Annotated in this window: 14 protein-coding genes; 4 read left to right on the top strand and 10 right to left on the bottom strand. The window is 61.7% G+C overall.

All coding sequences use genetic code 11. The features are described 5' to 3' along the window. Positions 1 to 163: 163 nt before the first annotated feature. Positions 164 to 1,567, top strand: a complete 1,404-nt coding sequence (locus CO670_RS04590; RefSeq protein WP_097589165.1) for an L-serine ammonia-lyase — start codon at positions 164 to 166, stop codon at positions 1,565 to 1,567. Positions 1,568 to 1,627: 60 nt separating this feature from the next. Continuing rightward, a complete protein-coding gene (locus CO670_RS04585; protein ID WP_097589164.1) occupies positions 1,628 to 2,065 on the top strand; it encodes a DUF1489 family protein in 438 nt (145 codons plus the stop codon). Between the two features lie 3 nt (positions 2,066 to 2,068). Here CO670_RS04585 and CO670_RS04580 read toward each other — a convergent pair whose 3' ends face one another. From CO670_RS04580 to CO670_RS04550, 7 genes are all read right to left on the bottom strand, one after another. Then, the gene (locus CO670_RS04580; RefSeq protein WP_088674308.1) at positions 2,069 to 2,344 is read right to left on the bottom strand and encodes a hypothetical protein; all 276 of its coding nucleotides are present in this window, start codon (positions 2,342 to 2,344) and stop codon (positions 2,069 to 2,071) included. 113 nt (positions 2,345 to 2,457) lie between these two features. Next, complete coding sequence (locus tag CO670_RS04575; RefSeq protein WP_097589163.1) at positions 2,458 to 3,996, bottom strand: D-alanyl-D-alanine carboxypeptidase; 1,539 nt, start codon at positions 3,994 to 3,996, stop codon at positions 2,458 to 2,460. A 120-nt stretch (positions 3,997 to 4,116) separates the two neighbouring features. Continuing rightward, positions 4,117 to 4,902 carry a hypothetical protein gene (locus CO670_RS04570; RefSeq protein WP_097589162.1) on the bottom strand — a complete coding sequence of 262 codons (786 nt, stop codon included), beginning with the start codon at positions 4,900 to 4,902 and terminating at the stop codon, positions 4,117 to 4,119. A gap of 226 nt (positions 4,903 to 5,128) precedes the next feature. After that, positions 5,129 to 5,734, bottom strand: coding sequence for a transglutaminase-like cysteine peptidase (locus CO670_RS04565; protein WP_088674311.1), 606 nt, complete (start codon positions 5,732 to 5,734; stop codon positions 5,129 to 5,131). A gap of 364 nt (positions 5,735 to 6,098) precedes the next feature. After that, entirely contained in the window at positions 6,099 to 7,073 is a 975-nt protein-coding gene (pip, locus tag CO670_RS04560; RefSeq protein ID WP_097589161.1) for a prolyl aminopeptidase, read from the bottom strand. A 61-nt stretch (positions 7,074 to 7,134) separates the two neighbouring features. Next, complete coding sequence (locus CO670_RS04555) at positions 7,135 to 7,746, bottom strand: PilZ domain-containing protein (protein WP_088674313.1); 612 nt, start codon at positions 7,744 to 7,746, stop codon at positions 7,135 to 7,137. 123 nt (positions 7,747 to 7,869) lie between these two features. Next, entirely contained in the window at positions 7,870 to 8,514 is a 645-nt protein-coding gene (locus CO670_RS04550; RefSeq protein WP_097589160.1) for a PAS domain-containing protein, read from the bottom strand. Between the two features lie 262 nt (positions 8,515 to 8,776). Here CO670_RS04550 and CO670_RS04545 point away from each other — a divergent pair, with 262 nt between their 5' ends. Both CO670_RS04545 and CO670_RS04540 read left to right on the top strand, forming a co-directional pair. Next, a complete protein-coding gene (locus CO670_RS04545) occupies positions 8,777 to 9,565 on the top strand; it encodes a rhomboid family intramembrane serine protease (protein WP_097589159.1) in 789 nt (262 codons plus the stop codon). A 91-nt stretch (positions 9,566 to 9,656) separates the two neighbouring features. Then, the gene (locus CO670_RS04540; RefSeq protein WP_088674316.1) at positions 9,657 to 10,091 is read left to right on the top strand and encodes a CBS domain-containing protein; all 435 of its coding nucleotides are present in this window, start codon (positions 9,657 to 9,659) and stop codon (positions 10,089 to 10,091) included. Positions 10,092 to 10,148: 57 nt separating this feature from the next. Here the strand turns inward: CO670_RS04540 and CO670_RS04535 are convergent, their stop codons facing one another. The 3 genes from CO670_RS04535 to folE form a co-directional block, all read right to left on the bottom strand. Next, positions 10,149 to 11,111, bottom strand: coding sequence for a patatin-like phospholipase family protein (locus CO670_RS04535; RefSeq protein ID WP_088674317.1), 963 nt, complete (start codon positions 11,109 to 11,111; stop codon positions 10,149 to 10,151). 116 nt (positions 11,112 to 11,227) lie between these two features. Continuing rightward, complete coding sequence (gene hisI / locus CO670_RS04530; RefSeq protein WP_097589158.1) at positions 11,228 to 11,680, bottom strand: phosphoribosyl-AMP cyclohydrolase; 453 nt, start codon at positions 11,678 to 11,680, stop codon at positions 11,228 to 11,230. 25 nt (positions 11,681 to 11,705) lie between these two features. After that, a complete protein-coding gene (gene folE / locus CO670_RS04525) occupies positions 11,706 to 12,320 on the bottom strand; it encodes a GTP cyclohydrolase I FolE (RefSeq protein ID WP_097589157.1) in 615 nt (204 codons plus the stop codon). Between the last annotated feature and the right edge of the window lie 222 nt (positions 12,321 to 12,542).

The raw sequence follows: 12,542 nt of genomic DNA, 5'->3' as shown, positions 1-12,542 counted from the left end.
ACTCTACATATGCATTGAAATGCTGCAATGACTGGTAAGGCGGCTCGCCTGCATTTAGTGTTCAGCCGGAATGTCGCACCGGCTCCATGCGATGTCGGTACGCCACCCGGGTCGAAAACCGGCCTCGCTTAAGCTTACATCCTCCTGTTCAGAAAGCGCATCCATGTTTCTTTCGGTATTCGATGTCTTCAAGATCGGTGTCGGGCCATCGAGCTCCCACACGATGGGTCCGATGTCGGCGGCCAACCGGTTTCTCGAGCTGATCCTGTCGAACGAGTGGCCGCGTCCGTCATCGGGCGCGCAGGTCGCCGCGATCAAAGTCAGCCTGCACGGCTCGCTCGCCCATACCGGCATCGGCCACGGCACGGGCAGGGCCGTGATTCTCGGGCTGATGGGCGAGGCGCCCGACAGCGTCGATCCCGACAAGATGGACGGCATCATCGATACGGTGGAGCGCACCGGCCGCATCACGCCGGCCGGCCATCCCGGCTATCAGTTCCAACCGAAGACCGACCTGATCTTCGACAAGAAACAGCCGTTGCCCGGCCACGCCAACGGCATGTCCTTTTCCGCCTTCGACAAAGATGGCCGGCTGCTCGTCAAGCGAATCTATTATTCGGTCGGCGGCGGCTTCGTCGTCACCGACACCGAACTCGAGCAGATGCGGGCGAAGAAGAACGCCGCCGGCGGGGCGCGCGTACCCTATCCCTTCTCGACCGCCAAGCAGATGCTCGACATGGCCGAGCGCTCCGGGCTTTCGATCGCCCAGATGAAGCGTGCGAACGAGGAGAGCCAGCGCTCCCGCGAGGAGCTCGACCAGGGACTCGACCGCATCTGGGAGGCGATGCGCTCCTGCATCGAGCGCGGCCTCAAGGTCGAGGGCATCATGCCCGGCGGCCTCAACGTCAAGCGCCGCGCGCGGCGAATTCACGACAAGCTGCAGGAGGAGTGGCGCAGCAACCGTATCAATCCGCTGCTCGCCAATGACTGGCTGAGCGTCTACGCAATGGCCGTCAACGAGGAGAATGCGGCCGGCGGGCGCGTCGTCACCGCGCCGACCAACGGAGCGGCCGGTGTCATCCCGGCGACGATCCGCTACTACGAGCATTTTCACGAGGATTGGGACCAGAACGGTATCCGCGACTATCTGCTGACGGCCGCCGCCATCGGCGGCATCATCAAGCACAATGCCTCGATCTCCGGCGCCGAGGTCGGCTGTCAGGGCGAGGTGGGCTCGGCGGCCGCGATGGCGGCTGCGGGGCTTGCCGCCGTCATGGGGGGAACGCCCGAGCAGATCGAAAACGCCGCCGAAATTGCGCTGGAACACCATCTCGGCATGACCTGCGATCCGGTCGCCGGCCTCGTCCAGGTTCCTTGCATCGAGCGCAACGCGCTCGGCGCTGTCAAGGCGGTCACCGCGGCCTCACTCGCCGTCAAGGGCGACGGCCAGCATTTCGTGCCGCTCGACGCCTGCATCGAGACGATGCGCCAGACCGGCCACGACATGAGCGAGAAATACAAGGAAACCTCGACCGGCGGGTTGGCCGTCAATGTCGTCGAATGCTGAGTGTGTGGAGACTTTCGCTTCACACTTGACGCCCGCCGCCAAAAGGATTTCAACGGCGGCATGGCATTGCATCTCATCAAACTCTGTGTCGGCGCCGACTCGATCGACGATCTGCGCGAATGGGTGGCGGAACGGTCGCTGCGCGCCATCGCCGCCGGGCTAGAGCCGCATTCGGTGCACACGACGCGCATGGTGCCTAAGCGCATGGAGGAGCTGCTCGACGGCGGCTCGCTCTATTGGGTGATCAAGGGGCAGGTGCAGGCGCGCCAGAAGCTGCTCGACATTGAGACCTTCACGGACGGCGAGGGGATTTCGCGTTGCCGCCTGATGCTCGGACCGGAGGTCATCGAGACGGCGGTGCAGCCGAAGCGCCCTTTCCAGGGCTGGCGCTACTACGTGCAGGACGACGTGGCGCCGGACCTGACGAGCCTTGGCGCCGGCATTGCAGAAATGCCGGCCGACCTTCGCCGCGAGCTTACCGAACTCGGCCTGCTCTGAAACTCAGCGCAGGCGCAACTGCACCGGCGCGCTTCCGTCCGGCGAGGTCACGTGCAGATGGATGCGGGCTTCCGGCTGGGAATAGCGCCAGGCGCGGGCGCCATGGCAAAGCAGCAGATTGATGAGATCCCGGGTCTTTGGCGATTTCGCCCTTGGCCGCTGCAAACCGATTTCGGCGAGGCGCATAGCCGCCTCGTGCAGAGGATGCAAGGATGAACGCGTCCTGGCCGCAGCGCGGCGCTCTGAAGGCGTTCCCGGAACATTCTCATTGATCGCCATTGTTTTCCCCGTAAGCAATACTGATCGAGTTCAAAAATGGTGGCCGGAAACGCAAACACCGATTCCGGCCGTCACCGATGCCGCCGGCACTTCTGTGGGCAGCATCGAATTCCTCATTGGGCAGCCGCCCAGCACTTGACGCCGGCCTTCTTCAAGGCCTTGCAGGCGTTGACGGCATCACGCTGATCGTCGAAGCCGCCGAAGCGCGCACGGTATACCTGGTCGCTGCCGGCGCCGTAGGCGACTGCGAAGGGCTTTGCCGAGGCCAGCGCCTTGCCGCCCTTGCTCTTGGCGCCTTCCAGCAGGTCCATCGCCATCTGCCGGCTCGGCGAAACGCCTACCTGCACGACCCAGCCGGTCGGGCCGGCATTCGTCGAAGCGGCGTTGGTCGAAGCGGTCGTGACGTGGTCGACGCCGCTATCGCCCTGTTCCGTTGGAGCTGCGGCCGGAGCCTGCGGCTTGAAAGTGGTGGTCTTGACCTTGGTCGGCGCGGGCATCGCCTGCGTCACCAGCGGATTGTCCGATTTCGGAGCAGCGGTCTCGGCATAGGCGACTTCGGTCTCGGCGACCTGGTAGCGCGCATCCGGCAGCGGCCCCTTATGCGGCAGGCTGAGATCGGCGGCGGCTGCCGAAACCGGCGGCTGCGCCGATGTGATCGTCTTTGCGACCTGCTGCGGCGCCTTCTTCGGCATAACAGGGGCGGGCGTTTCGATGATCGCGAGCGCCGGGGCAGGGGCGGTCTGCGCGATCAGCGCCGAGGAGCCGCCGCGGCTCGATGCCTTCGGCAGATAGGTCGCGATCAGGTTGCGCATCTGGGCGTCGCGGGCAGGCGTGGAGGTGCCGCCCATCACGACGCCGACGATCGACTTGCCGTCCACCTGCACGGAGCTCACCAGATTGAAGCCGGCAGCGCGGGTATAGCCGGTCTTGATGCCGTCGACGCCGCGCACAGAACCGACCAGGCGGTTGTGGCTGCGGATCGTGCGGCTGCCGAACTTGAAGGCGCGGGTAGAGAAATAGCCGTAATATTGCGGGAAATGCTGGCGAAGGGCGATACCGAGACGAGCTTGGTCGCGCGCCGTCGTCATCTGCGCCGTGTTCGGCAGGCCGTTGGCATTGCGATAGGTGGTGCGCGTCATGCCGAGAGCATGTGCCTTGGCGGTCATCAATTGAGCGAAGCGATCCTCGCTGCCGGCGAGCATTTCGCCGAGGGCAGTCGAGGCGTCATTGGCGGACAGGGTGACAAGGCCGAGAATACCCTGTTCGACGGTGATGGTGCCGCCGGCGCGCACGCCGAGCTTGGTCGGCGCCTGGGCTGCAGCATGAGCTGAGAAGGGAACCGGCGTATCGAGACGGATGCGCCCCTGCTCCAATGCTTCAAAAACCAGATAGAGCGTCATCATCTTGGTCAGCGAAGCGGGATATTGCAGCCGATCGGCATTCTCGCTGTAGAGAACGTTGCCGGTCTTGGCGTCGACGACGATGCCGGCATATTTCGGATTGGCCGCCTTCGCTTCGGCGCCTGCCGAATCGACCAGGACGATCGTGACAGCCACCGAAAGGATCGCCAGCAGCTTTGCGACAAAACTGCCGGATCGGGACGATGATACGGAGGAGACTGACCTTGACACTATTCCACTCTTCGCTTGCATTTCAGTTATTTGGCGGGAACCGCACACACCCCCCGCCGCACAGTCCGTCTTTTGAAATTACCGATTGGGCGTTACCAATCCGTTTATGATGAATCGTTTATTTCACTGTCCGGGAGGCATTTAGGGACTTGTCGCAGAACGGTTCATAAGACGCGCCTCCACAAAGGTCCGGATAGCGGCATCAATATGTTCCCAGTCGCTGAGATGGCTGCTTGAGAAGCGGTAAAGCACACTAAGATCCTTGCCGACCTTGATATCGCGCTGGCAATCTCCGCTCGCAGCCTTGTCGGGGGCTGAAGGCAATATGCAGCGCACGACGTAATCCGGCCCATCCTTGACGGGGGCCGTCAGCAGCACCTCGTCGCCATAGCCCGCGTCGGCGCGCAGACGATGCAGCGTCAAACCGTCGCGAAAAAGCTCGGCCGCGCCTTCGAGCAGATGGGAATAGATCGGCTCCAGGCGTCCCGACATGTCGCGCGACATCGTGCTCTGGGCGATCTGCAGGAAGATCAGGCCTGAGGATTGGGACACATCATCGAATCGGAGATGGTTTTCCTTGCCGTAGCCCCGCATTTCCGGCCAGGCGAGATAGAGGTCGACGCGTTCGGCGGCGCCGTCATGTCTCTGGCTTGGAAAGCGGATGGCGTTCTCGGGGAATTTCACGGTGTCACGGCCGATAGTCAGCGTGATTTCAGCGGTGCTGTCGGTGTTGCCGGCAAGCGAGATGTGCCGGCCGAACCAGCGCCCGCCGATGCTGATCGCAACGGTCAGCACCGCAAGGACGGCGATCACCGCCATGGTGCGGAGGAGGAAGCCCATGGAAAGAAGCGGCTGCTCGTCGGGTGCGCTCTGCACGGCGTGGCTCATGGCGGTTCTTCGCGTTCCGGCCCGCCGCAGGAAGAACATGAGCCGCCGGCGCCGATGATGAATCTCATCGGAATGATCGGACCGGCAGGGTTAATATTTCGCTAAGATTTCAAGGAGCAGCCGTACGAGGAATGAAACGCCTGCGCCAAAAAAAAGGGCGAGCCGTTCCCGGGACAGCGGGAACGGCTCTTGGGCACCGGTCGGGGACGGGATGCGGGGACTGACCGGGCCGAGGCCTTCTGCCGGTATTGCCGGCGGCCTGTTCTTACTTGACGCTACCGACCGCCTCGGCGCGGCCGTCCTGAAGCTTCGACCAGCGGCCTGGATCGCTGGCCGACTGGCGCTTCAGATAGGTATATTCGGTATCCGACCAGAGCAGCACCTTGTTGCGCATATTGTCGAGGATGAAGTCGCCGTGATCGGTGCGGACCGTCAGCACGGCATGACCTTCGCCGTTCGGCTGCAATACGACGGTGATCAGCGTGTCGGACGGCGAGAAACCGTCCTCGATCAGCATCTTGCGCTTCAGCAGGACATAATCCTCGCAGTCGCCGACGGTGGTCGGATAGGCCCAGCGCTCTTCGACACCGTAGATCTGTTCGTCCGTTTCCGGCTGGATCGACGAATTGACGGTGTAATTGACCTTGAGGATTTCCTTCCAGCGGTCCTCGGTGAGGATTGCCGGCCCGGCATCGCCGCCGGAATAGGCGCATTCCTTCGGGTTCGCCTTGCAGAATTCGTAGTGTCCGATCGGCGGGCTGGCATTGCCTGCTAGGGCCATGCTGGCGGGCGTCGCCTGTCCCGAACCCGCCATTGCCATCATGATCGCACCGGCCAGAAAGCCGCCTTTCAGGATATTCGCACTTGTCATTGCCGTCTCCCCGTAAGTTGGGACGACAATGGCACACACGTTTTTATCTCACGGAAAATTACGCAATAGAATTAAAGGCTTAGTTGATTCAAATGCGGATAAATCTTGACTAAAAACAATCTCGAATGCGCATAAAATTTGAAGCTGATTTGTCTCGAATTCGATTAAAATTGAAACATACGCAACAAGGCTTTCCTTCGTGAAAGGCTTGCACTGCCATTCCCGCGTTAAGGATTTTGCTGAGCCGGATAAAATGCCGGTGCGCCGCCGATGGCAGCTGACAGGCGGGCGATATTATCGAAACAGACCGATTCGGCCGGTTCGGAACCGGAATATCGCTCACATCCGTGGTTTCGGCGGAAAATTATTTTTGAGAAAAATCGCGAAATCGATCGGTGGCGGCGACGATTGCCGCACTCATATCCGGATTTGATGTGGAATGGGCGGCACGCGGAAGGATCCTGAGCTCACTCTGCGGCCAGGCGCGCGCCAGTTCCCATGCGGTGACAAGCGGCGCTTCGATGTCGAATCGCCCCTGGAGGAGGATGCCGGGAATGCCGGCGAGCCGTCCGGCATTCTTCAAAAGTGCGCCTTCTTCCAGCCATGCGCCGTGCACGAAATAATGGGTGATGATACGGGCGCGCGTCAGCAAAAAGGCCGGATCGGACCAACGGGACGGCAGGCCTGCGGGGTCGGCAAGCAGGATCGGGGCTGCTTCCCATGCATGCCAGTCGCGCGCCGCCTTGAGACGCGTCTCTGGGTCCGGATCGTTGAGAAGACGGTAATAGGCGGCAACCATATCGTCCTCTCGCCCTCGATCGTCCAGCGGAATGGCCTCACGGAAACGGTGCCATTCCTCGGGAAAGAGGGGCGCCATGCCGCGATAGAGCCAATCGATTTCCGAGCGACGCGTCGTGGTCACGCCCGCAATCACAATGGCAGCGACGCGCTCAGGGTGGGTTTCGGCATAGGCGAGCGCCAGCGTCGAGCCCCAGGAATTGCCGAGAAGAAGCCAGCTGTCGATGCCGAGATAGGTCCGCAGCCGCTCGATATCGGTAACGAGATGCCAGGTGGTGTTGAGGGCGAGGTCGGTTTCCGAGTCGGCGGCACCTGGCAGGCTGCGGCCGCAATTGCGCTGATCGAAGAGGATGATGCGATAGGCGTCGGGATCGAACTGACGCCGCGCCGCGGCCGAACAACCGGACCCCGGTCCGCCATGCAGCACGAGCGCCGGTCTGCCTGCCGGATTGCCGCAGGCTTCCCAATAGATCAGGTTGCCGTCGCCCGTATCGAGCAGGCCTTGATCATATGGTTCGATCTCAGGATAGAGAGGTGACATCGGCGCGCCCGAACGAGGAGACGAGCCTTATCCGCCATATCGGTGACGATTGAAAGACAACTCAGAGGAATTCGCGCAACGTCTCGCGGGACTGGATCGAGAGGAATTCGATCGCGACGCCTTCGACGAAATGGCGCACGACACGGCCGCGCATATTGCCGAGACGCACCGCCGTGCCGATCGAAGGGCGCATTTCGACGTCGATGGCTGCGCCCGACAGCGAGAGGTCCATGATGCGGCAGGAATAACGCGTGCCGTCATCGAGCGTGAGTTCGGTCTTCACGTCGCGCGGCGTCAGACGGTCGTGGCGGCGATCCTCGGGCAGGCCGAGTTCATGTTTGTTGGCAAGCCAGGTGAGCTGGGCGGCGAGCTTCTCACGCTTGCGTTCGGTGGCGTTGATCGACATGGTGAAGCCGCGGCCATCGAGCGTCTGGACATAACCTTCGACGCGGCCGAGATGGTCGATATAGGCGACGACTCGCTCATTGGCGCGCGGCCGGCCGATGCAGGTGACGTACATGTCGCCGGGCGACATGTCGATCACCATGCATTCGAATTCCTCGTAGTTCGCAAGCATCAGCCGGCCCTGCATATTGATGGGCACACGCTGGAAAACGCCCTGTTCAGGGCGCGGCGCAGGTCGTTGCGTCTGTGCTGGCTGGAACGAGTGCATCAAAGGGCTTCTTCATCAAATCTGAGAGTCCGATCATTACCCGCAATCCATTAACAGAAGGTTGTTCCGCCTTATTTCCGTATAGCCGAAAACGAGTATGCCGGATGTTCCGAAACGGGACTGTCAGCGCGCCTCCGCGCTCAGCAGATGCGACACCATGCGGCGCATGACCTGCCCGAAACGGGCGCTTTTGCCGGCGGCGATCTTGTTGATCGGACGCATCTCAACCGACGCAGTCTTGCCGAAACGTGCCGGCAGCAGACGGCTGCGGTCGAGCGCCAGGAATTCGAGCGGCACGATCTCCAGCCAGCTCGCGGCCGCCGCCGGCGTGATTGCGCCGAGCAGCCGGTCGCAGGCGCCGTCCTGCGAACGCAGGGGCATCATGACGATCTCGAAGGAGGCCTGGTGACCAACGGTGCTGTAGCCGGTGGCATTGAACAGCGCCGGCATGGCATGGTCCATGACGCCCATCGCCGTGCGTTCGATATCCATATGCTGGCCATGCGCCCATAGCGACGAGAAGCGCTCGCCGCGCAGATCGCGTCCGAAGAGATCGCAGATGCGGGTGCCGGCAAGCCGGAAGCGGATGTCTCTCCCTTCGCGCATCTCCAGGATGAAGAGGCTCTGGAGAAGATGGGGGACGGCAGAGGGTTCGACTTGTGACTTCAACGGCGCATCCGCAGTGCCGCGGATGCGATTCCAGTAGTCGAAGATTTCGATGGTCGTTTGTAAACGCATTTCACACCAACCTGTCCCATTCCGGAGCAATTTCAGGCCCTCATGGCCCTTACAGGCTTTACCATGCGGATTTCATGCCAAAGCGGCGCCGGTAAGGTTAACGAATGGTTTCGGTTGAGCTGCGATGCCCGTCGTGACACTGTTTCACATCGCTTCGACTTTCGAAGTTCTGCACAGCCTGACCGGGCCAAAGTCTTTCCTTGGAATCCCGGTATGCCGTCCGACACTCCGGGCGGCTTTTTTTTTGACAGGCGCTCCTGTATGGCTGTGGCCTCAACGAGGCGAAATACAGATGAACGAGCAGACGGCCGAGCCGAATACGGCGCCCGAACTTCCAAGGGGCCAGCCGCCGGCACCGCCACCGCGCGTACCGGTCTTCAACCTTCCGCCGGCGCTGTTCTTCAGCCTTTGCCTGCTGGTCGCGATCTATGCGGTGCAGGCGCTCGTGCTGTCCGACGGTGCGGTGGAGTGGCTGTTCTTCACCTTCGGCTTCATTCCCGCACGTTATCTGATCCCGCTGTCGCAGCAGGGGCCGGAACTGTTCTGGACGCCCGTCACCTATTCGCTGCTGCATGGCGGCGTCGAACATATCGTCTTCAATGCCGTCTGGCTGATGGCCTTCGGCGCGCCGGTCGTGCGCCGCATCGGCACGCTGCGTTTCGTGCTCTTCTGGCTGTTTTCCTCGATTGCGTCCGCCGCCCTGCATGCGGCGCTGAACTGGGGAGACATATCGCTGCTGATCGGCGCGTCCGGCGTCATTTCCGGACTGATGGGAGCCGCATGCCGATTCGCTTTTCCGCCCGAACGGCAGCCGATGCAGCCGGCGCATCTCAATGCGCGGCTTTCCATTTTCGAGGCGATGAAGAGCCGCACCGTCGTCATCTTCATGCTGTTCTGGCTGTTCGGCAATGCGCTGATTGCCGTCGGCGTCCCGCTCGTCGGCGACGGCAGCCAGGAAATTGCCTGGGATGCGCATATCGGCGGCTTCGTCTTCGGCTTCCTCCTGTTTGCGTTTTTCGACCGGGCGCCGCGCCCGCCTGTGGAACCTGCCGAAGCGGAGAAGGATCTGTTGCAATCCTGAGCCCGGCGGTGCACCATCGAACAATCCGCGATGGGGGGAGAAACTGCCGCGGATGCCTGTGACAAGTGTTTCACGGACATAGGAGGTTCGAATGACCAGTTCAGTCAAAGCAATCCTCGACCTGAAGGGTAGGGACGTCGTCACCGCCGCGCCGAATACCACCGTTGCCGAGGCGGCCGCGATTCTAAGCAAGAAGAAGATCGGCGCCATCGTGGTCGTCGGCATGGAAAACCGGATTTCTGGCATGTTCACCGAGCGCGATCTCGTGCATGCCATTGCCAAGCACGGCAAGGAGAGCCTCGATCAGCCGCTCTCCCAGGTCATGACGTCGAAGGTCTATCGCTGTCACGAGGAGACGACCGTCAACGAGTTGATGGAGCTGATGACCAGCCGCCGTTTCCGTCACGTACCAGTGGAAAGCAACGGCAAGCTTGCCGGCATCATCTCGATCGGCGACGTGGTGAAATCGCGCATTGCCGCGGTCGAGCGTGAGGCCGAGGAAATCAAGGCCTATATCGCCGGTTGAGGTTTCGTTACCTCGTTGCGTGCCGTTGTCCCAAGCCGCCTTGGGACGACGTGTGCATCAGGGATGGCTGGCGTAGACTTCCTGCATGCGCTTGATTTCGGGGAGCCTCGCCCTGGCTTCCTCATAACCGCGTTCGATCGCTTCACCGGCCCGGTGAAACTCGGAAAGGCCGATGTCGCTCAGACGCGGCTGCAGCGAAATATCAGGCGGGTCGCCGGCAAGGCGGGCGCGGGCAATCCTATCCTGGATGATGTTGAAGGCCTGCACCATGACGCCGGTCATGCCGAGCCGCGCATAGGGCGCCTCTTCCTGCTTCTGAACTTCCTGCGGCGAGAGGCTGGCATTATGCCGGACGACGGCAGAACGGCCGTAGAGATCGTAATTGAGATTGACGGCAACCACGAGCAGCTGCTCGTAAGCGCGGCAGACGGAGACGGGAACGGGATTGACCAGCGCTCCATCGACCAGCGTGCGGTGATTGCTGCGCACCGGCTCGAAAATGCCGGGCAGGGCATAGGAAGCCCTGAGCGCCGTGATCAGCGAACCGTTGGCGATCCAGACTTCATGACCGGTATTGACCTCGGCCGCGACCGCGACGAAAGGCCGGTCGAGATCCTCGACGTTGAAGCCTTCGAGATGTTCCTGCATGCGTTTGGTCAGCCGCATGCCGCCGAAGAGGCCGCTACCGCCGATCGTGAGATCCAAGAGGCTTGCGATGCGGCGCATGGTCAGCGAGCGGGCGAAACTTTCGAGCTCATCGAGTTTGCCGGCGAGATAGCAGCCGCCGACCAGCGCTCCGATCGAGGTGCCGGCAATCATGCCGATCTCGATTTTGGCCTCGTCAAGGGCGCGCAGCACGCCGATATGGGCCCAGCCGCGAGCCGCTCCGCCGCCGAGCGCAAGCGCGATCTTGATTTTTTTTGCAGGCGCGGGGGGAGGGATCGTTTCGAGTGTGGTGGACATGCCGGAGCCGGAACCCTCGCCTTCAGAGCTTTGACGATGCAGACTCCAGCTCAGCATGGCGCTCTCCCCTCCCAGCAGAACACGTGATTTCCGATAGTGTGCCTGATCCGTTTCCAAATCGTATATAGAGGCGGTTTCTGGCGCAATAAGGGACAAATGTCCGGGAATTCGGCCTATTTTCCGTAGATGTCCTTGGGATCGAAATGACGCTCGTCGTCAACGATATCGAGCATCGGTTTTCCGTCCTGAAGGGTGACCGTCCGGTAGAAGCAGGAGCGCCGGCCGGTGTGGCAGGTGGCGTCGTGACCGGCGACCCCGACCTTCAGCCAGATGGCGTCCTGATCGCAATCGGTGCGGATTTCCTTGACCGTCTGGAGATTGCCGGAGGTCTCGCCCTTCTTCCAGATCTTGCCGCGTGAGCGGCTGAAATAATGGGCCGTGCCGGTCTGGATGGTCAGCGCCAGCGCCTGGGCGTTCATATGCGCCACCATCAAGAGCTCGCCGTCGCCGGCATCGGTCACGATCGCGGTGATCAGGCCGCGATCGTCGAAACGCGGCGTGAAATCACCGGCGTCTTCCAAGGCGGACTTGTCCTCGGACGGTTGATTGAAGATCAGTTGCCCCATCGCGGCCCTCCTGAGGGAGCCGGTATCAGCGGCTCCGCACCATGCTCATGAAACGGGCCTGGTCGGCCGGCTCGGTCTTGAACGTTCCCGTAAATGTCGTCGTCAATGTGGTCGAGCCCTGCTTCTGAACGCCGCGCATCGCCATGCACATATGTTCAGCCTCGATCATCACCGCGACACCGCGCGGATTAAGGGTATCATCGATCGCCCGGGCGATCTGCGCCGTCATGGTTTCCTGCGTCTGGAGACGGCGACCGAAAATCTCGACCACGCGGGCAATCTTCGAAAGGCCGAGCACGCGGCCATCGGGCATGTAGGCGACGTGGGCCTTGCCGATGATCGGCACCATGTGGTGTTCGCAATGCGAATAGAAAGGAATGTCCTTGACGAGGACCATGTCATCGTAGCCGGCGACCTCTTCGAAGGTGCGTCCGAGCACGTCTTCCGGCGCCATGTCGTAGCCGGAGAAAAGTTCGCGATAGGATTTGACGACACGGGCCGGCGTTTCGAGCAGGCCTTCGCGCGTCGGATCGTCACCGGCCCAGCGCAGCAAAACGCGGACGGCTTCCTCCGCCTCCTGCTGGGAGGGGCGGTCGGACTCGCGGTTCGTCTGCGGAAAGTTCTTCACGATGGCGTCCATGATCAATGGTCTCCTGGTCCGCACTGCGGACCCATCTGTCGGAATTGCCACTGGTCAGTCCCATTCGGGAATTCTTGCACCTTTGGCAGGCTCCGGGGCTTTCAGGGCCATTCAGCCCGTCCGGCACGGTTTCCCAATCAAACTTACACGAGGCCATTGCATTTTCATGGCCTTCGAACGACATACATATAGGAAGACGGCCGTGCTATGTAAGTATCCTTA

Origin of the sequence: Rhizobium sp. J15 (assembly GCF_002531825.1) — a bacterium.
GTDB lineage: Bacteria > Pseudomonadota > Alphaproteobacteria > Rhizobiales > Rhizobiaceae > Rhizobium.
Note: the sequence above shows the minus strand (reverse complement) of the source record. Positions and strands in the feature narration are given on the sequence as shown.

Coding starts and splice junctions, on each gene's coding strand:
- CO670_RS04570 (WP_097589162.1), bottom strand. CDS start 4,902: ATGTTCTTCCTGCGGCGGGCCGGAACGCGAAGAACCGCCATGAGCCAC.
- pip (WP_097589161.1), bottom strand. CDS start 7,073: ATGTCACCTCTCTATCCTGAGATCGAACCATATGATCAAGGCCTGCTC.
- CO670_RS04590 (WP_097589165.1), top strand. CDS start 164: ATGTTTCTTTCGGTATTCGATGTCTTCAAGATCGGTGTCGGGCCATCG.
- hisI (WP_097589158.1), bottom strand. CDS start 11,680: ATGGGGCAACTGATCTTCAATCAACCGTCCGAGGACAAGTCCGCCTTG.
- CO670_RS04565 (WP_088674311.1), bottom strand. CDS start 5,734: ATGACAAGTGCGAATATCCTGAAAGGCGGCTTTCTGGCCGGTGCGATC.
- CO670_RS04540 (WP_088674316.1), top strand. CDS start 9,657: ATGACCAGTTCAGTCAAAGCAATCCTCGACCTGAAGGGTAGGGACGTC.
- CO670_RS04555 (WP_088674313.1), bottom strand. CDS start 7,746: ATGCACTCGTTCCAGCCAGCACAGACGCAACGACCTGCGCCGCGCCCT.
- CO670_RS04545 (WP_097589159.1), top strand. CDS start 8,777: ATGAACGAGCAGACGGCCGAGCCGAATACGGCGCCCGAACTTCCAAGG.
- CO670_RS04575 (WP_097589163.1), bottom strand. CDS start 3,996: ATGCAAGCGAAGAGTGGAATAGTGTCAAGGTCAGTCTCCTCCGTATCA.
- CO670_RS04580 (WP_088674308.1), bottom strand. CDS start 2,344: ATGGCGATCAATGAGAATGTTCCGGGAACGCCTTCAGAGCGCCGCGCT.
- CO670_RS04535 (WP_088674317.1), bottom strand. CDS start 11,111: ATGCTGAGCTGGAGTCTGCATCGTCAAAGCTCTGAAGGCGAGGGTTCC.
- folE (WP_097589157.1), bottom strand. CDS start 12,320: ATGGACGCCATCGTGAAGAACTTTCCGCAGACGAACCGCGAGTCCGAC.
- CO670_RS04585 (WP_097589164.1), top strand. CDS start 1,628: ATGGCATTGCATCTCATCAAACTCTGTGTCGGCGCCGACTCGATCGAC.